The organism is Streptomyces sp. NBC_00353, assembly GCF_036108815.1.
Lineage (GTDB): Bacteria > Actinomycetota > Actinomycetes > Streptomycetales > Streptomycetaceae > Streptomyces.
Map to the genome: position 1 here is coordinate 7,142,056 of NZ_CP107985.1, position 24,031 is coordinate 7,166,086.

At 71.1% G+C, this 24,031-nt stretch carries 19 protein-coding genes; 4 read left to right on the forward strand and 15 right to left on the reverse strand.

Features of this window, described 5'->3' with window-relative positions:
* Positions 1-66 precede the first annotated feature (66 nt).
* Together lipA and lipB are read right to left on the reverse strand one after the other, a co-directional pair.
* The gene (lipA, locus tag OHA88_RS32175) at positions 67-1,032 is read right to left on the reverse strand and encodes a lipoyl synthase (RefSeq protein WP_328628080.1); all 966 of its coding nucleotides are present in this window, start codon (positions 1,030-1,032) and stop codon (positions 67-69) included.
* Positions 1,033-1,235: 203 nt separating this feature from the next.
* On the reverse strand, positions 1,236-2,033 hold the full coding sequence (gene lipB / locus OHA88_RS32180; RefSeq protein WP_326603262.1) for a lipoyl(octanoyl) transferase LipB: 798 nt from the start codon (positions 2,031-2,033) through the stop codon (positions 1,236-1,238).
* Between the two features lie 267 nt (positions 2,034-2,300).
* Here lipB and OHA88_RS32185 point away from each other — a divergent pair, with 267 nt between their 5' ends.
* A complete protein-coding gene (locus OHA88_RS32185; protein WP_328628081.1) occupies positions 2,301-3,986 on the forward strand; it encodes a collagen-like triple helix repeat-containing protein in 1,686 nt (561 codons plus the stop codon).
* A 117-nt stretch (positions 3,987-4,103) separates the two neighbouring features.
* Here OHA88_RS32185 and OHA88_RS32190 read toward each other — a convergent pair whose 3' ends face one another.
* From OHA88_RS32190 to OHA88_RS32200, 3 genes are all read right to left on the reverse strand, one after another.
* On the reverse strand, positions 4,104-4,655 hold the full coding sequence (locus OHA88_RS32190; RefSeq protein ID WP_328628082.1) for a galactose-binding domain-containing protein: 552 nt from the start codon (positions 4,653-4,655) through the stop codon (positions 4,104-4,106).
* 510 nt (positions 4,656-5,165) lie between these two features.
* Positions 5,166-6,482 carry an NAD(P)/FAD-dependent oxidoreductase gene (locus OHA88_RS32195; protein WP_328628083.1) on the reverse strand — a complete coding sequence of 439 codons (1,317 nt, stop codon included), beginning with the start codon at positions 6,480-6,482 and terminating at the stop codon, positions 5,166-5,168.
* A gap of 170 nt (positions 6,483-6,652) precedes the next feature.
* Entirely contained in the window at positions 6,653-7,552 is a 900-nt protein-coding gene (locus OHA88_RS32200) for a TIGR01777 family oxidoreductase (RefSeq protein WP_328628084.1), read from the reverse strand.
* A 127-nt stretch (positions 7,553-7,679) separates the two neighbouring features.
* Between OHA88_RS32200 and OHA88_RS32205 the strand changes: the two genes are divergently transcribed.
* On the forward strand, positions 7,680-8,198 hold the full coding sequence (locus OHA88_RS32205; RefSeq protein ID WP_328628085.1) for a GNAT family N-acetyltransferase: 519 nt from the start codon (positions 7,680-7,682) through the stop codon (positions 8,196-8,198).
* A gap of 57 nt (positions 8,199-8,255) precedes the next feature.
* On the opposite strand, the gene OHA88_RS32210 is transcribed toward OHA88_RS32205, so the two are convergent.
* The 7 genes from OHA88_RS32210 to OHA88_RS32240 form a co-directional block, all read right to left on the reverse strand.
* Positions 8,256-8,777 (reverse strand): DUF4240 domain-containing protein, encoded by a 522-nt coding sequence (locus OHA88_RS32210; RefSeq protein ID WP_328629847.1) that lies wholly within the window; start codon positions 8,775-8,777, stop codon positions 8,256-8,258.
* Between the two features lie 61 nt (positions 8,778-8,838).
* Positions 8,839-9,810 (reverse strand): helix-turn-helix transcriptional regulator, encoded by a 972-nt coding sequence (locus OHA88_RS32215; RefSeq protein ID WP_328628086.1) that lies wholly within the window; start codon positions 9,808-9,810, stop codon positions 8,839-8,841.
* Between the two features lie 134 nt (positions 9,811-9,944).
* Complete coding sequence (aceE, locus tag OHA88_RS32220) at positions 9,945-12,614, reverse strand: pyruvate dehydrogenase (acetyl-transferring), homodimeric type (RefSeq protein ID WP_328628087.1); 2,670 nt, start codon at positions 12,612-12,614, stop codon at positions 9,945-9,947.
* A 258-nt stretch (positions 12,615-12,872) separates the two neighbouring features.
* Positions 12,873-13,496 (reverse strand): GntR family transcriptional regulator, encoded by a 624-nt coding sequence (locus OHA88_RS32225; protein WP_267005536.1) that lies wholly within the window; start codon positions 13,494-13,496, stop codon positions 12,873-12,875.
* 152 nt (positions 13,497-13,648) lie between these two features.
* Positions 13,649-15,424, reverse strand: coding sequence for a 2-oxoglutarate dehydrogenase, E2 component, dihydrolipoamide succinyltransferase (gene sucB, locus OHA88_RS32230; protein ID WP_328628088.1), 1,776 nt, complete (start codon positions 15,422-15,424; stop codon positions 13,649-13,651).
* Between the two features lie 98 nt (positions 15,425-15,522).
* Positions 15,523-16,911 carry a dihydrolipoyl dehydrogenase gene (gene lpdA, locus OHA88_RS32235; RefSeq protein WP_267005538.1) on the reverse strand — a complete coding sequence of 463 codons (1,389 nt, stop codon included), beginning with the start codon at positions 16,909-16,911 and terminating at the stop codon, positions 15,523-15,525.
* Between the two features lie 327 nt (positions 16,912-17,238).
* Complete coding sequence (locus tag OHA88_RS32240; protein ID WP_267005539.1) at positions 17,239-18,783, reverse strand: leucyl aminopeptidase; 1,545 nt, start codon at positions 18,781-18,783, stop codon at positions 17,239-17,241.
* 262 nt (positions 18,784-19,045) lie between these two features.
* On the opposite strand from OHA88_RS32240, the gene OHA88_RS32245 reads away from it, so the two are divergent.
* Complete coding sequence (locus tag OHA88_RS32245; protein WP_328628089.1) at positions 19,046-19,879, forward strand: endo alpha-1,4 polygalactosaminidase; 834 nt, start codon at positions 19,046-19,048, stop codon at positions 19,877-19,879.
* 34 nt (positions 19,880-19,913) lie between these two features.
* Here OHA88_RS32245 and OHA88_RS32250 read toward each other — a convergent pair whose 3' ends face one another.
* Positions 19,914-20,693: an adenosylcobinamide-GDP ribazoletransferase gene (locus OHA88_RS32250; RefSeq protein WP_267005541.1), complete on the reverse strand. Its 780-nt coding sequence runs from the start codon at positions 20,691-20,693 to the stop codon at positions 19,914-19,916.
* Positions 20,694-20,781: 88 nt separating this feature from the next.
* Here OHA88_RS32250 and OHA88_RS32255 point away from each other — a divergent pair, with 88 nt between their 5' ends.
* The gene (locus OHA88_RS32255; RefSeq protein WP_328628090.1) at positions 20,782-21,543 is read left to right on the forward strand and encodes a hypothetical protein; all 762 of its coding nucleotides are present in this window, start codon (positions 20,782-20,784) and stop codon (positions 21,541-21,543) included.
* On the opposite strand, the gene OHA88_RS32260 is transcribed toward OHA88_RS32255, so the two are convergent.
* Together OHA88_RS32260 and OHA88_RS32265 are read right to left on the reverse strand one after the other, a co-directional pair.
* On the reverse strand, positions 21,450-22,223 hold the full coding sequence (locus OHA88_RS32260) for a hypothetical protein (RefSeq protein WP_328628091.1): 774 nt from the start codon (positions 22,221-22,223) through the stop codon (positions 21,450-21,452). The two genes, OHA88_RS32255 and OHA88_RS32260, sit on opposite strands and share 94 nt — an antisense overlap.
* On the reverse strand, positions 22,220-24,001 hold the full coding sequence (locus tag OHA88_RS32265; RefSeq protein WP_328628092.1) for a phosphatidylglycerol lysyltransferase domain-containing protein: 1,782 nt from the start codon (positions 23,999-24,001) through the stop codon (positions 22,220-22,222). The genes OHA88_RS32260 and OHA88_RS32265 overlap by 4 nt, the downstream gene beginning before the upstream one ends.
* Between the last annotated feature and the right edge of the window lie 30 nt (positions 24,002-24,031).

Here is a 24,031-nt window from a genome sequence, read left to right on the forward strand (position 1 = left end):
ATGGGCCGCGTCGTATCAGCCACTACCGCTCGGTAGCTTCTTGTGCTCGGTTTCACACAGTCCGGGTCATGCCGCGGGCGTCGGGGCGACGGCGCCACGACGCTCGATCGCCTGCTGGAAAAGCCGGCCCGCGCGGTACGACGAACGGACCAGCGGCCCGGACATCACACCGGAGTAGCCGATCTCGTCGGCCTCCTCCTTGAGCTCCACGAACTCGTGCGGCTTCACCCAGCGCTCGACCGGGTGGTGGCGCACGGAGGGCCGCAGGTACTGCGTGATCGTGATGAGCTCGCACCCGGCGTCGTACAGATCCTGGAGTGCCTCGCTCACTTCCTCGCGGGTCTCGCCCATGCCGAGGATGAGGTTGGACTTGGTCACCAGACCCGCCTCGCGGGCCCGCGTGATGACCTCGAGCGAGCGCTCGTAACGGAAGCCGGGGCGGATCCGCTTGAAGATCCGCGGCACCGTCTCGACGTTGTGCGCGAGCACCTCGGGGCGCGAGGAGAAGACCTCGGCGAGCTGCTCGGGCTCCGCGTTGAAGTCGGGGATCAGCAGCTCGACCTTGGTGGCGCCGGCTTCGCGCTCCACCGTCAGCGCGTGGATCTGGCGCACGGTCTCCGCGTACAGCCAGGCGCCGCCGTCCTCCAGGTCGTCGCGGGCGACGCCGGTGATGGTGGCGTAGTTCAGGTCCATCGTGACGACCGACTCGCCGACGCGGCGGGGTTCGTCCCGGTCCAGCGCCTGCGGCTTGCCCGTGTCGATCTGACAGAAGTCACAGCGGCGGGTGCACTGGTCGCCACCGATGAGGAATGTGGCCTCCCGGTCCTCCCAGCACTCGAAGATGTTGGGGCAGCCGGCCTCCTGGCACACCGTGTGCAGACCCTCGCTCTTCACGAGCTTCTGCAGCTGGTTGTACTCGGGGCCCATCTTCGCCCGGGTTTTGATCCACTCGGGCTTGCGCTCGATGGGGGTCTGGCTGTTCCGGACCTCCAGGCGCAACATCTTGCGCCCGTCGGGTGCGACAGCGGACACGTCCGGCTCCCTACGACTTCGATTCTTCGGCGAACACCAGGGTACGCCCGCTATTTGTACGGTCGGGGTGTGGCCCTCACCCCTGGGCAACCAGGGGACGGGCCGGGCCATTCCCGGGGCGGCCGGGTCCGTGGGCATCGGGCGGGGCGGTTCCGGCCCAGGGCCCCCGCTCCTCGAACGCCGCAGGGGCCGGGTTGCGCGGATCAGGCCGAGGCGCGGTCGATCTCGCGTGGAGCGAGCTCCGCGTTCTCCAGGACGTCCTTCAGGTGCTTCTCGGCGACCGGGAGCACTTCGGCGATCGTGATGTCGCGCCCCAGCTCGTACGCGAGCGAGGTGACGCCCGCGTCGCGGATGCCACACGGCACGATCCGGTCGAACCAGGTGTTGTCCGGGTTCACATTCAGTGCGAAGCCGTGCATGGTCACACCCTTGGCGACCCGGATGCCGATCGCCGCCAGCTTGCGGTCCTCGCGGCGCTGGCCGGCGTTGGACGGGGCGTACTCGGGGCCGTTCAGCCGCGGGTCGAACTCCTCGTCGTGCAGCCGCGGATCGAAGTCGAGCGACAGGCCGCCGAGCGACGGACGCTCCTCGACCGGGTCGCCCAGCACCCAGACCCCGCTGCGGCCCTCGACCCGGGTGGTCTCCAGACCGAACTCGGCGGCCGTACGGATCAGCGCGTCCTCCAGCCGGCGGACATGTGCCACGACGTCCACCGGCCGCGGCAGCTTCTGGATCGGGTAGCCGACGAGCTGCCCGGGGCCGTGCCAGGTGATCTTGCCGCCGCGGTCCACATCGACGACCGGAGTGCCGTCCAGGGGGCGCTCACTGTCGGTCGTACGCCGTCCGGCCGTGTAGACGGGCGGGTGCTCCAGCAGCAGACAGGTGTCGGGAACCGTGTCCTCGAACCGGGCCGCGTGCACCTCGCGCTGCTTCTGCCAGGCCTCCTGGTAGTCGACGGCCGACTCGCCGAATCCCAGCCGGACGAACCGAAGCTCACTCACGACAGATGCCTTCCTACTTGCGGTGCCGGGATCCAGGGGGTGTCCCCGGAGCCACGTCACCATGCAGTGATTCGCGCCCCGGGCCACTGTACGACCGCCCCGGGAGCGGCGGCCCGGCAGGTCTTTCCCGTCAGCACCACCCCCAATCCTCACACGATCGGATGAATGTGAAGCGAAGGAGGCTTCGGCCGCCGTGGGCCCCGCTAAATTCGCGCCGTTCCATAAGGGCTGCCCGCCCGGCCCCGAAGGCAGGAGACCGTACAGCTGATGTCGGAACGACCTCCGCAGCGCACCCCCAACCGCCAGCTCGCCTCGCTCATCACAGAAGCCGGATTCTCGAACGCAGGTCTCGCCCGCCGGGTGGACCAGCTCGGCCTCGAGCACGGTCTCGATCTGCGGTACGACAAGACGTCCGTGACTCGCTGGCTGCGGGGCCAGCAGCCGCGCGGGACCACCCCTGCCCTGATCGCCGAGGTCTTCACCCGGCGGCTCGGACGCCGGCTCTCGGCGCAGGACCTGGGTCTCGACGCATGCGCGCCCGTCTACGCCGGTCTGGAGTTCGCCGCCACACCCGGCGAGGCGGTGGACATCGTCAGCGGGCTCTGGCGGAAGGACTCGGGCAGCCATGCGGAGCTGCGGAAGATCGCCTTCACCCCGGCCGGGCTGGTGGTGCCCAGCCGGGACTGGCTGATCGGACGGGCCGACGAGTGGGTGGCCCGGGGGAACGGTGAGGCCGCTGCGCCCAGCGGGGGGACCGGTGGGGTGCGCGGGACGCCGGGGGCGTCCATGGTCGGCGGGGCCCGCGGGGCGGCAGGGATCAACGGGACCCGTGGTGCCCACGGCACGCATGGAGTACATGGAGTGAACGGGCAGAACGGGTCCGCGGGGCCCGGCGGCAGGTCCGGCGCTCGTGGGCCCGCACCGGTCAGGCCCGCCTCCGGACCGCTCTCCTCACCCGCACCGTCATCCGGACCTCCGGCGCACCTCGCGCCCCCGGCACCAGGCGCACCCGGGTTCCCCCGGCAGCGCCAGACCGACCGCAGCCCCGGCCAGAAGGTCAACAGCGGCGATGTCGCCGCTCTGCGTTCCGTCGGGGAGCTCTTCCGCACCCTGGACCACACCTACGGCGGTGGCCACGCCCGCCAGGCCCTCGTCCGCTACCTGGAGCACGAGGCCGAGCCGATGCTCCGCGGGACGTACGGGGAGGCGATCGGGCGGCGGCTCTTCTCGGCGGCCGCCGATCTGACCCGCCTGGCGGGCTGGACCTCGTACGACATCGCGGCACACGGCCTCGCCCAGCGCTACTTCGTCCAGGCACTGCGCCTCGCACAGGCAGCGGGGGACCGGGTGTACGGCAGCTATGTCCTGATCACCATGAGCCGGCAGGCGGTGTATCTCGGGCACGGCAGGGAAGCCGTGCAGCTGGCGCGCGTCGCCCAGCAGGGCGTCGGCTCCTCGGCGCCGCCCGTCGTCATGGCCCTGCTGCACGCGGTCGAGGCGCGCGGCCACGGGGTGCTCGGTGAGGCCAGGACGTGTGCGGCCTCGCTGGCGCGGGCGGAACACGCGCTGGAGGCTGCCCGGCCCGGCGACGACGTACCGCACTGGGGACGCTACTTCGACGAGGCGCAGCTCGCCGACGAGTTCGGGCACTGCCATCGCGATCTGCAGCAGTACCGGGCCGCCGCGCAGCATGCGGAGCGCTCTCTCCAGCTGCGTGCCCCGGTGTACGCCCGGAGCAGGCTGTTCTGCCAGGTGGTGCTGGCGTCCGCCCGGCTCGGGCTCGGCGAGCTCGACCAGGCGTGCCTGCTCGGCGCGGAGGCGGCCCAACAGGCGGCGGAGATGCGGTCGATGCGCGCGACGGAGTACGTGAGGGAGTTCGAGCGTCGTCTTGAGCCGTACCGGGACGCGGCGGCGGTACGCGGCTACCGAGAGCGGGTCGCGGCCCTCGGGTGATCCCTCCCGCGCGACCGCGGGTGACACTTCGGCATGACTCCTCCGCGCGACGGAACGGGTGGCGGCCCGGACCGGAAGCGATCGGTTCGGGCCACCACCCGTTCGGGCAGGGCTCGCTCAGTGCCCGCGCACCTCGACCTCGGCCAGCGACAGAGGGTTGGTGCCGGACGTCAGCTGCACGCGGACGTACCTGCCGGAGGTGCCCGCCGGGAGCTGCACGGTGGACGGCCGTCCGGCCCGGCCGGTGACATGTACCCCCGTCACGCCGGGTGCGGTCCGTGCGTCATCGAGTCCGTCGGCCGTGATCGGGGTGTCCGAAGTCAGGACCCAGAAGTCCGTCAGCCGGTCGGAGCAGCAGTCCGTGCGGTTCCAGATGTCGACTGCGGACAGTGACTTCGAGGCGCCCAGGTCGACCTGCCACCATGCCTGTGACGAGGGTTCCGCGGTGTGCGTCACCGAGCCCGACCCGAAGGAGCCGTCGGTGTTCCCGTCGACGGCGCGGGAGGCAGGGGCGTCCCACGCGGTGCTCTTCTGGGGGGCCGGCTTGTTCCGGGCGAGATTCTCCAGGGCCACCGTGACCTTGACAGCCGTGGTGGTCGTGAGACGGCCGTGGCGCAAGGTGATGTTGAGTGTGTACGTACCGGGGGCCGCGGAAGCGGGCGGCGTCACGGTGAAGGGGACCTTCGCATCCGCGCCCTGGCCAGGTCCTGCACGGACTGCCGTGCGGGGCCCGGGAGTTCGGCCCGTCCGGCGGGGAGCGCGGTCCTGGACCGGGAGCGGGGGTCCACCAGGATGCGGGTTCTCGCCGACAGCTGCGCGTGGCCACCCGATTCGGTCCACTGGGTCGGTCTGGGGACAACGGGCGGACCCGGGGCGGCCGTTGTGGCGCTTGCACTCGATGCGGATGCGTCCGAGGGCTCGTTCGCCATTGCGACGGAAGGTATAGATCCGATGACTAAGGCTATGAGGAGCGGCAGGGCGGGCATGGCTCGGCGCACTACGGCCTCCTGAAGTCCGGTTTCGCCAGGGCCGTAGTGGTAGATGTGCCGCGCTACAAGGGTGTTTACGGGAGTGGTGTGGACCACTTCCGAAAACGGGAGGTGGAGCGAGAGGTCCGATCTGTAAGGAGTCTTGAGGGTTGGGACCGGCCGGACCGGGGCAGGCAGTGTGCGGGCGGACTCAGGCCGCTTCGCGCAGTTCGGCCTCCACGTCGCTCCCGGACCGGATGCCCAGATCGCTCAGGATGGCGTGTGCGGCGCGGCGACCGGAGAACAGGGCGCCCTGGACCGTGCTGGTGTCCCGGTGGTCGCCGCACACGTACAGCCCGGCGAGCAGCCGCACCGGACGGCGCAGATCGTGCGGGGGCGGCATCGCCGGGACCGCCTCCGGATCGTGGTGGGCGGCCAGGAGCTCCCAGTCGTCCGTGGAGGTGCCGTACAGCGCGGCGAGATGGGCACGGGCCGAGCGGTCGAGATCGGGAGGCGGGGTGCCGAGCACCGTCGACGTGATCAGGGTCCGGCCGTTCGGGGCGCGCGACGGGTCGACCTCACTCATCACACAGGTGTGCGCGACCGGGCCCGAGCGGTCGGCGTCCAGCAGCAGCGCGGCGCCGGTCGGCGGGGGAGCGGGAGCCGTGTGGTGCAGGACCGTCACCGGGTGGAAGGACGGCACGCGCAGACCGGGCAGCAGCTCGGCGGCTGCGCCCGCGCCGGTGGCCAACAGCAGCGAGCGGCAGCCCAGTTCGCCGTGCTCCTTGGTGCGGACCGAGGTGATGTCGGCGGCGGTGACATGCACACCGGTCCGTACGGTGCCGGGCGGCAGCGCCGCCGCCAGCAGGTCGGGGAGCGTGGCCGAACCGCCGGACGGTACACACAGCCGGCCGCGTGCGTAGCCGCGCAGGACGAGATCGGCGCAGCGGCTCGATGTGGTGAGCCCGGGGTCGCTGAGCAGCGCGGTGAGCAGCGGGCGCAGGAAGCCGTTGACCGTACGGGACGGCAGGCCGCGGCCGGACAGGGCGGCGAGCGCCGTCTGTTCCGGCCGGGCCAGGATGCGGGACGCCGGGGTGGTGGCGAGCCTGGCCAGGGCGGCACCGAGCCGGGCCTGGTCGATCGGCCCGCCCATCGGCGGCCGGGGGGCGCTCGCCAGGGCGCGTGCCGCCTTGAGTGCGCCCCTTGCGCTCCGTGTGTGCCGCACGTCGCCGGTCCGGTACTGGCGGCCCTCGCTGTGGACGAGCACCCCCGGCGCGAAGTTCCGCAGCACGAGTCCTTCGAGGCCGGGCGTCGTGCGCAGTTCCGGATACGAGGTGCTGAGAAGCGGGCCGAGGTGGTCGAGCCGGAATCCGTCCACTTCCTCGGTGGCCATCCGGCCGCCGGCCCGTGGACCGGCCTCCAGGACGCTGACGCTTACCCCCGCACTGGTCAGTTGATGGGCTGCTGAGAGGCCGGCGATCCCGGCCCCGATGATGACGACGTCCGCGTGGTGTGCCGTGCTGAGCACGTGCCCCTCCCCGAGTCGGCGCGAATGCTGGGAGGGTCTTGCCCCCAACAGGCCCCCGGAATGCCCGAGTTCGCGATGAGGCTAGGAGGGGACAGGTTCGGGCACAGTCGCGCGCGGCCCGGGGCACCGTTGCACGGGGTCGCACATCCGTGTGATTCGCCCGGTCGTGGTCAGCGCAGCGCCGCGCGGATCGAGGCGTCGATGCCGGGGAAGGCGAACGAGAACCCCGACTCCAGCAGCCGTCTCGGCAGCACCCGCTGACTGCCCAGCACATCCTCCGCGAAGCCCCCCAGGGCGATCCGAAGGGCGGGCGCCGGGACGGCGAACAGCGTCGGGCGGCGCAGCACCCGCCCCATGGCGGCCGTCACCTCGCCATTGGTCACGGGGGCCGGCCCGGTCAGATTCACCGGTCCCGACAGCGACGGCGTATCGAGGATGTGCCGCAGGGCGGCGATGTGGTCGTGCAGCGCGATGAAACTCCAGTACTGGTGCCCGTTGCCGAGCCGCCCGCCGAGTCCCGCCCGGAACAACGGGAACAGCCGGCCCCACGCCCCGCCTTCCCGGCCGACCACCAGACCTGTGCGCGCGAACACCGTCCGTACGCCCGCCTCCTCCGCCGGGGCCGCGGCGGCCTCCCACTCCACGCACACGGACGGCAGGAACCCCTCGCCGTGCGGCGCGCTCTCATCGACCGCGCGGTCCCCGGTGTCGCCGTAGTAGCCGATCGCCGACCCGGACAGCAGGACCTTCGGCGGTACGTCGAGGGAGGCCACCGCCTGCGCGATCGCTTCCGTCCCCAGCACCCGGCTGTCCCGGATCTCCTGCTTGTACGCCTCCGTCCAGCGGTGGTCGCCGACCCCGGCACCGGCGAGATGGACGACGGCGTCGCAGCCGACCAGGCCCGCCCCGTCGACGTAACCCCGCTTCGGGTCCCACTCGACCTCGTCCCCGGCCCGCGCCGGGCGCCGGACCAGGCGTACGACGTCGTGTCCGTCGGCCCGCAACGAGCGCACCAGCGCCGTTCCGATGAGTCCGGTGGATCCGGTGACAGCAATACGGAAGTGCACCATGGATCCATCCTGCCGCAGCGGAGGACGCGGCGCCTCGACCGTGCCGCCCGGCGGGCCCCGGCTGTCGGCCCGGGGCCCGGCGGATATGCGGTGACGGGGCCGGGCGCGCCGTGGCACAGTGGCGCGCATGCCTGAACTCCGTACGCGCCCCGTCCGCCCCGCGGATCTCGGCGACGACACCGCACTCGGGGAGCTCGACCGGGCCACCTGGTCGACCCTGCACTCGGTGCAGTCACGGCCGCAGCCGCCGTACGAGCCGTTCTTCAGCGACCGCGACCGGCCCGAACACCTGCTCGTCACCGAGGCGGAGGACGCGACGGGCGAGGTGCGCATCGCCGGGTACATCAGGGTCGTCCCGCCGACCGCGCTGGCCTGCAACACGCATGTGCGCCAGATACAGGGCCTGGCAGTGGCCGACTGGGCGCGCGGCCGCGGTGTCGCCAGGGGGCTGTTGCGGGCCGCGCTCGCGGCGGCACGGCGCGAGGGCGCGAGCCGGATGACGCTGCGGGTGCTCGGGCACAACGCGCCCGCGCGTGCGCTGTACGAGTCGGAGGGATTCGTCGTCGAGGGTGTGCTGCCCGGTGAGTTCTTCCTGGCCGGGCGTTACGTGGACGACGTACTGATGGGCCGTTCGCTCACCCCGTGAGGAATCCCGGCCGACCCGGTACCGGACGGCGCGCAGCGCGGGGCGGGAAGGGGCGGGTCAGCCGGCGCCGAACCGCTCCCAGAGCAGCGGGAAGCGCGCGGCCAGGGCCGCGTCGTCCTCGAAGCCGAACGGGGTGCCCTCCGGCTCGGCCGACTGCGGCGGAAGGCCGAGATCCGGGGTGACGATGCCGGTGAGCTGTTCGTACGCCTCGTCGGCCGCGTAGCCGAGGTCCTCGGCGTCCCCGTCGATCTCATCGTCGAAGTCGTCGAGGAATTCGGCGAGACTGTCCGGATCGTGCACCGCCGCCTCGAAGATCTCCCGGCCCTGGCCGATCAGCCAGCAGCGGAAGAAGTCGAATGCGTCGTCGCTCGCACCGCCGAGCAGCACGGCGGCGGCGCCCCATACGTCCCAGCGGTACGCGCGGTTGAAGCGGGCCTCGAAGTGCCGGGCGAAGTCCAGCACGGATTCGGGATCGAGCTGCAACAGCCGATCGACAAGCAGGTCGGCATGTTCCTCGGGGTCGCCCTCGGCGGCCTCGCGGGTGCTGTCGATGATCTCCCAGAATTCCGTCTCGTCCATCACGGGACAAGCATCGGCCTTGGCGGCAGGCGATGCACGCGGAGACGCCGAAAAGAAGCCTTCAGCGATAGAGATCGCTCAGCCGTTCGGCGGCAGCGCCGAACCGGGTGCGCAGCGCGGCCGGTTCGAGCACCTCCAACTCCGGCCCCAGGGCGAGCAGCTGGCTGTACGCGACATCCAGCGACTCGACCGGCAGGACGACCGTGCGCCACCCGTCGGCGTCGGGCGGGCCGGCCGCGTCCAGCGCATCGAGGGCGGCCGAACGGTCCACGAGATGAGGCAATCGGCCTACGCCCGCCTCCGACACCCGTACCGTCACCTCGGTCCGCAGGATCGACCGGGCGAACTGCGCGGCCCGCTCGTCCCAGAACCCCGGCAGGTCGAAGTCCTCGTCCCGGACGAACCGTTCGTCCGTCACGGCCACCGCCGCGAAGCGGTCGATCCGGTACACCCGGAAGTCGGTCCCGGCGCGGGCGCAGACGTACCAGACCCCAGCCTTGAGGACGAGCCCGTACGGTGCCAGCTCCCGCTCGACCTCGCTGCCCGGCCCGCCGCGCCGGTAACGGGCCTTGACCATCCGGTCGTCCCAGACGGCCTCCGCGACGGCGGGCAGCAGCTCGGGCGTGACGGGCTCCTGATACCAGCCGGGCGCATCCAGATGGAACCGCTGGGCAGCGGTGTCCGAGGCGTCCCGAAGCGAGGGCAACAGGGCGGCGGACACCTTGAGCCGGGCGGCCGAGGCGGCATCCTCCAGCCCCATCTCGCGCAGCGCGGACGGCAGGCCGGAGAGGAAGAGCGCCTCGGCCTCGTTCCGGGCCAGACCGGTGAGCCGGGTGCGGTACCCGCCGACCAGCCGGTACCCGCCCGCCCGGCCCCGGTCCGCGTACACCGGAACACCCGCCTCGGAGAGCGCCTGGGCGTCGCGGGTGATGGTCCGCTCGGAGACCTCCAGTTCCCGGGCCAGCTCGGCGGCGGTCATCGCGGGCCGGGACTGGAGGAGCAGCACCATCTTGATGAGCCGGGCAGCGCGCATGGGGCAAGTGTGCCTTGCCCCGGTCGCCGGGCAGGCTCGCAGAGATGCCCTCGAGCGCCGGGCGGGCACGGGAAACAAGCCCGCCCGGCGCTCGAGGGCGACATGGCGGCCGGGCGTACCCGGCCGCCCTCATCTCACAGCCCGTACTTCTCCCGGGCCTCCTTGACCGCCGACGCGGGTACCTCGCCGCGCCGCGCCAGCTGGGCCAGTGCCGCGACCGCGATCGACGGGGCGTCGACGCCGAAGTGGCGGCGGGCCGCGTCACGGGTGTCGGACAGACCGAAGCCGTCCGTGCCGAGCGAGGACCAGTCCTGCTCCACCCACTGGCTGATCTGGTCCGGGACCTGACGCATCCAGTCGCTGACCGCGAGGACCGGACCCGGCGCACCGGACAGGACCTGCGTGACGTACGGCACCCGCTGCTCACCGCGGAGCAGCGCCTCGTCGCACTCCAGCGCCTCGCGGCGCAGCTCGCCCCAGGACGTGGCGGACCAGACGTCGGCCGTGACACCCCAGTCCGCGGCGAGCAGCTCCTGGGCCTCCAGGGCCCAGTGGATCGCCGTGCCGGAGGCCAGCAGCTGTGCGCGCGGCGCGTCCGCCGAGGCGGGCGTGCCCTCCTTGAAGCGGTAGAGACCCTTGACGATGCCGTCCTCGACGCCTTCCGGCATCGCGGGCTGCCGCTTCGGCTCGTTGTAGACCGTCAGGTAGTAGAAGACGTTCTCGGCCTCGGGGCCGTACATCCTCCGCAGACCGTCCTTGACGATCACCGCGATCTCGTACGCGAACGCCGGGTCGTAGTTGAGCGAAGCCGGGTTCGTGGCCGCGATCAGTTGCGAGTGGCCGTCCGCGTGCTGCAGGCCCTCACCGGTGAGCGTCGTACGGCCCGCCGTGGCGCCGACGATGAAGCCCTTGCCGAGCTGGTCGGCGAGCTGCCACATCTGGTCGCCGGTCCGCTGCCAGCCGAACATCGAGTAGAAGATGTAGAAGGGGATCATCGTCTCGCCGTGCGTCGCGTACGACGTGGCGGCGGCGATGAAGTCGGCCATGGCGCCGGCCTCGGTGATCCCCTCGTTGAGGATCTGGCCGTCCTTGGCCTCCTTGTAGTACATCAGCTGGTCGCGGTCGACCGGCTCGTACCTCTGGCCCATCGGCGAGTAGATGCCGGCCGACGGGAACAGCGACTCCATGCCGAAGGTACGGGCCTCGTCGGGGACGATCGGAACCCAGCGCTTGCCGGTCTCCTTGTCCCGCATCAGATCCTTGGCCAGGCGGACGAAGGCCATGGTGGTGGCCATCTCCTGCTTGCCGGACCCCTTCTTCAGCGCGGCGAACGCGCGCTCCTCCGGCTCGGGCAGCGCCACCGCGTGCACCCGGCGGGCCGGGGCGGGGCCGCCGAGGGCGGCGCGGCGCTCCTGGAGGTAGCGGACCTCGGGAGAGTCCGCGCCCGGGTGGCCGTAGGGCACCAGGCCGTCCTCGAAGGCACTGTCCGGGATCGGGAGTCCGAGCAGCTCGCGCATGCCCTTGAACTCGTCGATCGACAGCTTCTTCATCTGGTGGTTGGCGTTCTTGGACTCGAAGCCCTTGCCGAGCGTGTAGCCCTTCACCGTCTGGGCGAGGATCACGGTCGGCGCGCCCTTGTGCTCGACGGCCGCCTTGTACGCCGCGTACACCTTGCGGGCCTCGTGGCCGCCGCGGGAGGTGTAGAAGCACTCGGCGATCTTCGCGTCGGTGAGCAGCTTCGCCAGCTCGGCGAGTGCCGGCTCGGCGCCGAAGAAGTGCTCGCGGATGTACGCGACGTCGCGGGTGGCGTATGTCTGGAACTGGGCGTCCGGGACCTCCCGGAGCCGACGGATCAGCGCGCCCGTGGTGTCCAGCTGGAACAGCTCGTCCCAGGCGTTGCCCCAGAGCGTCTTGATGACGTTCCAGCCGGCCCCGCGGAACGCACCCTCCAGCTCCTGGACCACCCGGAAGTTGGCGCGGACCGGGCCGTCCAGGCGCTGCAGGTTGCAGTTGATGACGAACGTCAGGTTGTCGAGCTGCTCACGCGCCGCGAGGGCGAGGGCCGCGGTCGACTCGGGCTCGTCCATCTCGCCGTCGCCCAGGAAGGCCCAGACGTGCGAGTTCGACGTGTCCTTGATGTTGCGGTTGGTCAGATAGCGGTTGAAGCGCGCCTGGTAGATCGCCGCGAGCGGGCCGAGGCCCATCGAGACGGTGGGGAACTCCCACAGCCAGGGCAGCCGCCGCGGGTGCGGGTAGGACGGCAGACCGTCGCCGCCCGCCTCCTGGCGGAAGTTGTCGAGCTGCTGCTCGCTGAGCCGGCCGTCGAGGAAGGCGCGGGCGTAGATGCCGGGGGAGGCGTGGCCCTGGATGTAGAGCTGGTCGCCGGAGCCGTCCCCCTCCTTGCCGCGGAAGAAGTGGTTGAAGCCAGTCTCGTACAGCCAGGCCGCCGAGGCGAAGGTGGCGATGTGGCCGCCGACGCCGTGCCGGGCGCCACGGGTGACCATCGCGGCCGCGTTCCAGCGGTTCCAGGCGGTGATCCGGGACTCCATCTCCAGGTCGCCGTCGAACGCGGGCTCGGCGGCGGTCGGGATGGAGTTGACGTAATCGGTCTCCAGCAGTTTGGGCAGCGCGAGACCGGCACCCTCGGCGTGCTGGAGCGAGCGGCGCATCAGGTACGCGGCGCGGTGCGGGCCCGCGGCCTTGGTGACGGCATCGAGGGAGGCCGCCCATTCGGCGGTCTCCTCCGGGTCACGGTCCGGGAGCTGGTCGAGCTCGCTCGGAAGCTTTCCTACGGGGTCGGTCATGATCGCCGCCTTCCGGAGAGGAGGGGGGTGGAGAAAGGCCCTGACTGGCAGGACAGGGCGATGGGGCCGGTGGGCCCGCGAAATGAACTCTAAGTCGCTGATCGATGATCGATCAAAGGATGAAAGGCAAAACTTCTCGATATGAAGAAATTGGCATCCGGTGCCCCGTTTCGCGGCACGGAGTGACGCCACAAATGAGGGTAAACCGGGCGCCCGATCGCACGGTCGAGCGCCCCTGCCCCCATCTGCGCACGAGCCTCAGGCGCGCGGCGCGCACCCCAGGACATGCGCCTTCACCAGCACACCGATGTCCGGGTCCTTGCGGAGGAACGCGTCGATGAGCGCCTCGTGCTCCTCCGCGTACGACTTCTGCACCGTCCCCAGCCAGCGGATCGAGAGCGCCGTGAACACCTCGATGCCCAGGCCCTCCCAGGTGTGCAGCAGCACGGCGTTCCCGGCGGCCCGCACCATCTCCCGGTGGAACGCCACCGTGTGCCGTACCTGCGCCTCGCCGTCGGCCAGCCGGTCGGCCTCGTACAACGCCGCCACATGCGGCGACAGCCGCGAGCAGTCCTCGCCGAGCGTCGGAGCCGCCAGCTCCGCAGCGATCTGCTCGAGGCCGGCCCGTACCGGGTAGGACTCCTCCAGATCGGCCGCGGTCAGATTCCGTACCCGTACGCCCTTGTTGGGCGCCGACTCGATCAGCCGGAGGGTCTCCAGCTCCCGCAGCGCCTCGCGTACGGGCGTCTGACTGACCTCCAGCTCGGTGGCGATCCGTCGCTCCACGATCCGCTCGCCCGGCTTCCAGCGCCCGCTGACGATCCCGTCCACGATGTGCTCGCGGATCTGTTCGCGCAGCGAGTGGACGACGGGCGGGGTCATGAGGGGCTCCTTCGGGGAAACCGACGCTGCCGACCGGTCGGCAGCGGAGCGGCGACCGGTGGTGTCTAGACAATACGGCGGCGCCCCCGCCCGGAAGTGGTCCGGACGGGGGCGCCGCTGGTGAGGCTGGTTACAACGAGTCGTACTCCGCCCTACAGGCCGAGCTCGACCTCGAACTCGCCGGCCTCCAGGATCGCCTTGACCGCGGTCAGGTAACGGGCGGCGTCCGCGCCGTCCACCAGACGGTGGTCGTAGGAGAGCGAGAGGTACGTCATGTCGCGCACCGCGATGGTCTCGCCGAGGTCCGGGTGGTCGATGACCACCGGGCGGCGGACCGTGGCACCGATGCCCAGGATGGCGGCCTGGTTCGGCGGCACGATGACGGTGTCGAACAGCGCACCGCGCGAACCGGTGTTGCTGATGGTGAAGGTGGCACCGGACATGTCGTCCGGGGTCAGACCGCCACCGCGGGCCTTGCCGGCCAGCTCGGCGGTCTTCTTCGAGATACCGGCGATGTTCAGGTCGCCCGCACCCTTGATGACCGGGGTCATCAGACCCTTCTCGGCGTCCACGGCGATGCCGATGTTCTCCGAGTCGAAGTACGTGATGGTGCCCTCGTCCTCGTTGATCCGGGCGTTGATGACCGGGTGGGCCTTCAGCGCCTGGGCTGCCGCCTTCACGAAGAACGGCATCGGGGACAGCTTGACGCCCTCACGGGCGGCGAACGCGGCCTTCGCCTGGTTGCGCAGCTTCATCAGCTTCGTGATGTCGACCTCGAGGACCGAGGTCAGCTGGGCCTGCGAGTGCAGCGCCTTCATCATGTTGTCGCCGATGACCTTGCGCATGCGGGTCATCTTGACCGTCTGACCGCGCAACGGGGAGACCTCGAGCTTCGGCGCCTTCGCGGCCGCCGGGGCAGCCGCGACGGGGGCCGGAGCAGCGGCGGCGGCCTTGGCGGCCTCCGCGGCGGCGACGACGTCCTGCTTGCGGATACGGCCACCGACACCGGTGCCCTTGACCGCAGCGAGGTCGACACCGTTCTCGGCGGCGAGCTTGCGGACCAGCGGCGTGACGTACGCGCCTTCGTCACCGGAGGCCGGCGCCGGGGCGACCGGGGTGACCGGGGCCGGGGCGGCGACCGGAGCAGCGGCCACCGGCGCCGGAGCGGCAACCGGGGCGGCGGGCGCCACCGGGGTCGGAGCTGGAGCGGGGGCAGCCGGCGCGACCGGTGCGGGGGCAGCGGCGACCGGGGCCGGAGCAGCCGGGGCGGCCACGGGAGCCGGAGCGGCCGGGGCCGGGGCAGCGGCCGGAGCGGCGCCCGCGGCACCGATGACGGCGAGCTTGGCGCCGACCTCGGCGGTCTCGTCCTCGGCGACCACGATCTCCAGCAGCACGCCGGAGACCGGGGCGGGGATCTCGGTGTCGACCTTGTCCGTGGAGACCTCGAGCAGCGGCTCGTCCTCCGTGACCTCCTCGCCGACCTCCTTCAGCCAGCGGGTGACGGTGCCCTCGGTGACGCTCTCGCCGAGCGCCGGAAGGGTGACATCGGTACCGGCGGCGCCACCGGCCGGGGCGGCGGCCACGGGGGCCGGGGCAGCGGCAGGGGCCTCGGCGACCGGGGCCGGTGCGGCAGCGGCAGGCGCGGCCACGGGCTCGGCGGCCGGAGCCGCGGCCGCGGCGGGTGCGCCCGTGCCGTCGTCGATGATGGCCAGCTCGGCGCCGACCTCGACGGTCTCGTCCTCGGCGACCTTGATGGAGGCGAGGATGCCGGCGGAGGGGGCCGGGATCTCGGTGTCGACCTTGTCGGTCGACACCTCGAGCAGCGGCTCGTCGACCTCGACGCGCTCGCCCTCGGCCTTCAGCCAGCGGGTGACAGTGCCCTCGGTGACGCTCTCGCCGAGCGCCGGAAGGGTTACGGAAACCGACATGGTTTCAGTTGCTCCTAAGGATGTGGTCTCCCCGGCTCGCGAGCGGGACCGCGAGCTCGGGGAAGTGCGGAAGTGTCGGTCGTCGCGCCCTGACCGGATCAGTCGTGGGAGTGCAGGGGCTTGCCGGCCAGGGCCAGGTGGGCCTCGCCGAGCGCCTCGTTCTGCGTCGGGTGGGCGTGGACGAGCTGCGCGACCTCGGCCGGCAGCGCCTCCCAGTTGTAGATCAGCTGGGCTTCGCCGACCTGCTCGCCCATACGGTCACCGACCATGTGGACGCCGACCACGGCACCGTCCTTGACCTGGACGAGCTTGATCTCGCCCGCGGTCTTCAGGATCTTGCTCTTGCCGTTGCCCGCGAGGTTGTACTTCAGAGCGACGACCTTGTCCGCGCCGTAGAGCTCCTTGGCCTTCGCCTCGGTGATGCCCACGGAGGCGACCTCGGGGTGGCAGTACGTCACCCGGGGGACACCGTCGTAGTCGATCGGAACGACCTTCTGACCGGCCAGCCGCTCCGCGACCAGCATGCCCTCGGCGAAGCCGACGTGCGCGAGCTGGAGGGTCGGGGCCAGGTCGCCCACGGCCGAGATGGTCGGGACGTTGGTCTGCATGTACTCGTCGACGAGGACATAGCCGCGGTCCATCGCGACGCCGGCCTCCTCGTAACCCAGGCCCTGCGAGACCGGACCGCGGCCGATCGCGACCAGCAGCACCTCCGCCTCGAAGGTCTTGCCGTCGGCGAGGGTGACCCGCACACCGTTCTCGGTGTACTCGGCCTTCTGGAAGAAGGTGCCGAGGTTGAACTTGATGCCCCGCTTGCGGAAAGCGCGCTCAAGAAGCTTCGAGCTGTTCTCGTCCTCGACCGGGACGAGGTGCTTCAGACCCTCGACGATGGTGACGTCGGTGCCGAAGGACTTCCACGCCGAGGCGAACTCGACGCCGATGACGCCGCCGCCCAGCACGATCGCGGACTGCGGGACGCGGTCCAGCTTCAGCGCGTGGTCCGAGGAGATGATGCGGTTGCCGTCGATCTCCAGGCCCGGCAGCGACTTCGGCACGGAGCCGGTCGCCAGGAGCACGTGGCGGCCCTGGATGCGCTGGCCGTTCACGTCCACGGAGGTGGGGGAGGAGAGCCGTCCCTCACCCTCGATGTACGTCACCTTGCGCGAGGCGATCAGACCCTGCAGGCCCTTGTACAGGCCGGTGATCACCTCGTCCTTGTACTTGTGGACGGCCTCGATGTCGATGCCCTCGAAGGTGGCCTTGACGCCGAACTGGCCGGCCTCGCGTGCCTGGTCGGCGATCTCACCGGCGTGCAGCAGCGCCTTCGTGGGAATGCAGCCGTTGTGCAGGCAGGTGCCGCCGACCTTGCCCTTCTCGATCAGAGCGACGTCCAGGCCCAGCTGCGCTCCGCGCAGGGCCGCGGCATAACCGCCGCTACCACCGCCGAGGATCACTAGGTCGAAAACGGTGCTGGCGTCGTTCGCCACGTCACGTCCTCCATGCATGTGCGCCGTACGCCGGGCCCCGTCGCTGGGGTGTGACCGGCCGGTCGGCTGGTGTTCGGCCGCTTTTGTCTTTCGGCCCTGTGGTGGGGGCCCTGTCCTGCCGAGAACCCATCTTCGCACTTGTTGACGGTGGGCGGGACGCGGGGCCCTGGTCTGGGACGGCTGATGGTCCGTTCCAGAGGGTTACCGCTGCGTAGAGACATACGGATTTCGTCGAGAGCGAAACCTGCGTGACGCAGTGCAGCGGTGTCAAGGAGGGAACACGTACGGCCCCGGACGTATGCCCGGGGCCGCACGCACACAGCTGCCTCAGCCGAGGTCGCCGGTCGCGGTGCGCTCCGCCAGCTTCACCAGCGTGCGGACCGCGGAACCGGTGCCGCCCTTCGGCGTGTAGCCGTACGGTGCGCCCTCGTGGAAGGCCGGGCCCGCGATGTCCAGGTGCGCCCAGGCGATGCCCTCGCCCACGAACTCCTTCAGGAACAGACCGGCCACCAGGCCGCCGCCCATCCGCTCACCCATGTTGGCGATGTCGGCGGTCGGGGAGTCCATGCCCTTGCGCAGGTCGGCGGGGAGCGGCATCGGCCAGGAGGCCTCGCCGACCTCCTCGGCGATCTCGTGGATGGAGGTACGGAAGGCGTCGTCGTTCGCCATGATGCCGAAGGTGCGGTGGCCCAGAGCCAGCACCATCGCGCCGGTCAGGGTCGCCACGTCGACGATCGCGTCCGGCTTCTCCTCGGACGCGCGGGTCAGCGCGTCGGCGAGGACGAGCCGGCCCTCGGCGTCCGTGTTGAGGACCTCGACGGTCTTGCCGCTGTACATGCGCAGCACGTCACCCGGGCGGGTCGCGTTGCCGGACGGCATGTTCTCGGCGAGCGCCAGCCAGCCGGTGACGTTGACCTGGAGCCCCAGGCGGGCGGCCGCGACGACGGTCGCGAACACGGCGGCGGCGCCGCTCATGTCGCACTTCATCGTCTCGTTGTGACCGGCCGGCTTCAGCGAGATGCCGCCCGAGTCGTACGTGATGCCCTTGCCGACCAGGGCCAGGGTCTTCTCCGCCTTCGGGTGCGTGTACGCGAGCTTCACCAGGCGGGGGCCGTGGGTCGAGCCCTGGCCGACGCCCAGCAGACCGCCGAAGCCGCCCTTGACGAGCGCCTTCTCGTCGAAGACCTGCACCTTGATGCCGTGCTCCTTGCCGGCGGCCGTGGCCACAGCGGCGAAGGACTCGGGGTACAGGTCGTTCGGCGGGGTGTTGATCAGGTCGCGGGCGCGGTTGATCTCCTCGACGACCGCGACGGCGCGCTCGGCGGCCGCCTTGAATGCCTTGTCGCGCGGCTTGGCGCCGAGCAGGGCGACCTCGGCGAGCGGCGACTTCGGGCCGTTGCCGTTCTTCTTGTCCTTCGAGGCGAGCTTGTCCTCGCCGCCCTGGTACGCGGTGAAGGCGTACGCACCGAGGAGCGCGCCCTCGGCGACGGCCTCGGCGTCCTCGACAGACGCGACCGGCAGTGCGAAGCCGGCCTTCTTCGAACCGGCCAGCGCACGCGAGGCGGAGCCGGCGGCGCGGCGCAGCGCCTCGGCGTCGAACGCCGCGTCCTTCTCCGGAACCGAACCGAGCCCGACCGCGATGACGACGGGGACCTTGAGGCCGGCCGGCGCGGGGAGCTTGGTGACTTCGCCCTCGGCACCGGAGGCGCCCAGGGTCTCCAGGACGGTGGCGAGCTTTCCGTCGAACGCCTTGTCCACGGCCTCGGCGCCCGGTGCGACGACCGGACCCTTGGCGCCCTTGGCGACGCCGACGACGAGTGCGTCGGCGCGCAGCGTCGCCGCACCGGCAGTGCTGAGAGTGAGAGCAGTCACGGTGGTGAAATCTCGCTTCCGTTGAGTTCATTTATCGGTCGAGGGGTGGGCCGACCGTGCCCGGCGCATCGTAGACGCCGCCGCAATGTGCCGGTAATGAGCCTACGCGCGCCTTTGCTGCCGGATCACGTCGGCGGGCCGTTGGCGACCCGTTCCGGCGGTACGGCTCCGGCGCCGGCCGGCCCGGGCCGGGGCCGCGGAGCCGCGAACGCCCCTGCCAGTAGGGTCGGTTGGGAGTGCCGGAGCGAGCGGGGGGAGAGCGATGCGCGCCCAGTGGGCTGCACGCATGTCGGGGCCGGGGCCGGCGCTGCCCGCCGTACTGATTCTGTTGGCAGTCCTGGCCGGCTGCACCTCGGCGCCGGAAGCCGCCCCCGCGGAGCGCTGGAGGCCGAGGCCCGGCGCCGACTGGCAGTGGCAGCTCTCCGGCCGCCTCGACCCCACCGTGGACGTCCCGGTGTACGACATCGACGGCTTCGAGCACGACGCGTCGGCGGTCGCCGATCTGCACCGCCGGGACCGCAAGGTCATCTGCTACGTCTCCACGGGCGCCTGGGAGGACTTCCGCCCGGACGCCGCGAAGTTTCCCGCCTCGGTGCGGGGAAGGGGCAACGGCTGGCCGGGGGAGCGCTGGCTCGACATCCGCCGCACGGACGTGCTGGAACCGCTGATGGAGGCCCGGATCGAGATGTGTGCGAAGAAGGGCTTCGACGCGGTCGAACCCGACAACATGGACGGCTACCGCAACCGGACGGGCTTCCCGCTGACCGCCGCCGACCAACTGCGCTACAACCGGCTCGTCGCCCGCATCGCCCACCGCCACGGACTGGCCGTCGGCCTGAAGAACGACCTGGACCAGATCCCGCAGCTGGAGCCGGACTTCGACTTCGCGGTCAACGAACAGTGCGCGCAGTACGACGAGTGCGCCGCCCTCGCACCGTTCATCGAGGCGGACAAGGCGGTGTTCCATGTGGAGTACGAGGTGCCGGTGGCGCGGTTCTGCCCGCAGTCGAAGAAGCTGCGCCTGAGCTCACTGCGCAAGAAGTACGAACTCGGAGTCTGGCGCCGGAGCTGTACGTCAAACATGTCCGGCAATTGAGGACATATCGGCAATCTGGCCACCCCGCACTCTCTCAGCCCAGGGCCAGCCCCACCAGCGTCCCCGTTGCGGCCACCTCCGCAACCGCCCCGAACACATCCCCCGTGACCCCGCCGAACCTCCGTACGCAGTGCCGCAGCAACACCTGCGCGCCGGCCAGCCCGCCCACCACGGCAAGTCCCTGGTGCAACGGCGCGTACCCGCCGAACACCGCCCCGGCCCCCGCGCACGCGGCCACCACCACCACGGCCGCACCTGCCGCCGCCCGCAGCGGAACCGTGCCCGCCACCGCCGCGCCCAGCCCTTCCGGCCGGGCCGGCGGTACGCCCTGACGGGATGCCAGCGTGAGCGCGAGCCGGGCGGTGACCCCGGCGACGACCGCCGCCATCGCGCCGTGCGCCCAGCCCTGCCCGTACAGCTGGTGGAGGACGGCGACCTGGGCCAGCAGCACGAACAGCAGAGTGATCACGCCGAATGGCCCAATGTCCGACTGCTTCATGATGCGCAGCGCGTCCTCAGCGGGTTTTCCGCTGCCGAGCCCGTCCGCCGTGTCCGCGAGGCCGTCGAGATGCAGTCCCCTCGTGAGGACCGCGGGCACCGCGGCCGAGGCGACCGCGGCGAGGAGCGGCCCCGAGCCGAACAGCAGCAACAGCCCACCCGGCACCGCCGCCGACAGCCCCACCACCAGACCGGCGAACGGGGCGCACAGCATCCCGGCACGGGCCGCTTCACGGTCCCAGCGGGTGACGCGGACGGGGAGGACGGTCAGGGTGCCGAAGGCGAAACGTATGCCGTGGCTGTTCGGGGAGGTCACGGCGCGCAGGCTAATCGCTCCTCCGGGTCGATAGATTGGCCGAAACGCTGCAGAACGCCACAAAAATGGATCATCGGGAGAGGGTGGCATGGGTCACTGGTTCGATCAGAACTTCGTCGAGCCGGGGAAGCTGCCCCTGCTCCTCGCGCTGGCCGCCTTTGTGCTGACCTTCGCCATCACCCGTCTCATCACCCGGCTGATCAGGGCGGGGAAGGGCCCGTTCCGCAACGTCACGCCCGGTGGCCTGCACGTCCACCATGTGGTGCCCGGTGTGGTGCTGACGGTGATCGGTGGCTTCGGCGCGGTCTCCAGCGGGCGGCACGGTGTCACGGCGGGCATCTGCGCGGTGATCTTCGGGATGGGTGCCGGGCTGGTCCTGGACGAGTTCGCCCTGATCCTCCATCTCGACGATGTGTACTGGACCGAAGACGGTCGGCAGAGCGTGGAGGTCGTCGTCCTCACCGCGGCGCTCGTCCTCCTTCTCCTCGGTGGCTTCTCGCCGCTCGGGGTGAACGAACTGACCAGCGATCAGGAGCAGGGGCGGCTCGGCATCGTCCTGACCCTGGTGGTCAACTTCTGTTTCGTGCTGATCGCGCTCTTCAAGGGCAAGGCCCGGATGGCGGTGATCGGCACCCTGGTGCCGTTCGTCGCTCTGTTCGGCGCGATCCGGCTGGCCCGGCCGACGTCGAAGTGGGCGAAGCGCTTCTACCGCAACCGGCACCGAGCCCGTTCCAGGGCGGTGCTGCGCGCGTACCATCACGACCGGCGCTGGGTGGCGCCGCGCCGCAGGTTCGAGGATCTGATCGGCGGCGCGCCGGACCGGAACCCGGCCCCGACGCGCAAGTCCTGACCGCGGCGGGCGCGCAGATGACGGCGCCGGTCGCGCCGGGCCGTGAAGCCGCACAGGATCAGCACCGCGACGATCGCCGCGAGATGCTCCTTGCCCGCCAGGTTGTTCTTGAGGACCACCTCGACGACCATCGCCGTGATCACCACCGCCCCGGTGAACCAGGCCCGGTAGGCGTGGCACAGATACACCGCGATCCCCACCACCGCCGCCGACGGGCCGGTGTCGACGACATGCGCGTCCGATGCGGGCAGCCCGAACAGCCCGTCGGGGCCTACCGCGACGCCGGCCCGTGCGTACAACGTCCCGGCCAGCGTGGCGACGTACGCGATCAACAGGGTGCGCCACCGGCCCCGACAGATCTCGGCGATCCCGAAAACCACCAGGACCTGCGCCAGCGCACCCCACACCGGGAGATCCGGCGCGGGTACGAACAGCGAAAGTGGAGTACGCAGCAGGGCGATCCACAGCGGGTCCTCGGCCCGCACCGAGCCGAGGACGTCCACCGGCCGACGGCCCCAGGACTGGTTCTGCACCACCTGGAGCAGCGCCGTCAGACAGACCGCCCCCAGCGCCATCGGGACGGCCCGCAGCCGGGAGCCGCTGAGCGCGCAGCGTACGGTCGACAGCAGCGGCCCCCACTCGCGGCGGGCGGCCGTGCGCAGCGAGGTCACCGGTCTCATCTACGGCTTCCCAGATGCGAGCGGTGCATCCACTTGGGCAGGCCGGGGGCCTCCAGAAACCCTTCGGCGCGGGCTGCGGCGATGCCGATGCGCAGCAGGTCGGAGCTCTTCTCGAAGAGCATGAAGCGCGGCTCCCAGATCGGTCGGTACTTGGCGTTGGCGCGGTAGAGCGACTCGATCTGCCACCAGCGCGAGAAGAAGCTGAGCAGCGAGCGCCACAGCCTCAGCACCGGTCCGGCGCCGAGCCGTGATCCCCTCTCGAAGACGGACCGGAACATCGCGAAGTTGAGCGACACCTGGGTGATCCCGATCTCCGGTGCGCGCTGCAGGAGTTCGATGACCATGAACTCCATCAGGCCGTTCTCGGAGTTCCGGTCACGGCGCATCAGGTCCAGCGAGAGACCGTTCGGACCCCAGGGGACGAAGCTCAGTACGGCACGCAACTGGCCCTGGCCCGGGACGTCGCCGCTGTCCCGGCACGCCAGCATCACGCACTGCCCGTCCGCCGGATCGCCGAGCCGTCCGAGCGCCATCGAGAAGCCGCGCTCGGTCTCCCCGTCGCGCCAGTCGTCGGCACAGCGCAGCAGTTCGGCCATCTCGGCGTCGGGGATGTCCGCGTGGCGGCGGACGGTCACCTCGTACCCGGCGCGCTTGACCCGGTTGTACGCCTGGCGGACGGTCCGCATCGCCCGCCCGTCGAGGGTGAACTCGGCCGTCTCCACGATCGCTTCGTCGCCGAGTTCCAGTGCGTCGAGGCCGTGCCGGGCGTAGACCGTGCCGCCCTCCTCGCTCACCCCCATCACCGCGGGGATCCAGCCGTGCTCGCGGGCCTCGGTGAGCCACGGCTCGATCGCGCCGGGCCAGGCCTCCGGGTCGCCGATCGGGTCACCGGAGGCGAGCGAGACCCCGCCGACCACCCGGTAGGCGACGGCTGCTTTCCCGGTCGGCGACCAGACGACGCTCTTCTCCCGGCGCAGCGCGAAGTAGCCGAGCGAATCGCGGTCGCCGTGCTTGTCGAGCAGGACGCGGAGCCGGTCCTCGTCCTGCGGGGTGATCGGGTCGACGGCCCGGCGGGAGCGGAAGGCCGCGTACACGACGGCGATCAGCAGCAGGGTGGAGAGGATGTTGATGACGACATTGACCCAGCCGGGCACGGTGATGCCGGGGAAGCGGGAGTTGTCGGCGGCGACCGAGATCAGCCGCAGCGCGCCGTAGCGCCAGCGGTCGAGGAAGGTCGAGCGGTACTCGTCGTGCGCCGTGTTGGTGACGGTCACGAGCAGGGTCGCGATCAGCGAGGTGAGCAGCAGCCCGCCGACGGCGACCACGGCCGCCAGCTTCGGGTTGGATCTGTCGCCCTTGGCGTAGAACTCGCGCCGGCCGAGGAGCAGCGCCAGGACGAACGCGGCGGTCAGTGCCAGGGAGATCCAGTTCTGCGGGTACTGCCGGATCTCCGGGAAGGAGATCACAAAGGCGAAGAGCAGCAGCAGCAGACCGCTCAGCACCATGTTGACGATCCACGCGGCCCGCTTGCGGCGACGCATGGTGACGGCCAGGAAGAGTGCGACCACTCCGGAGGAGAAGCCCGCGGTGAGCAGATAGGGCGTGAAGTAGTTGTCGGTGTTGTGCCGGCGGAGGTCCTGGCCGAGCGTGACCCAGACAGCGCTCAGGAAATTGATGAACGACACGGCGCGCAGATACCAGATGGCGAATGCCGCGCCGCGTCGTGAGCGGACGGTGCTCCGCCGGACACCCCCACCGACCAATCGGACCTCTCCCATGAAAAGCGATCATATGGGGCATCGCGCTTC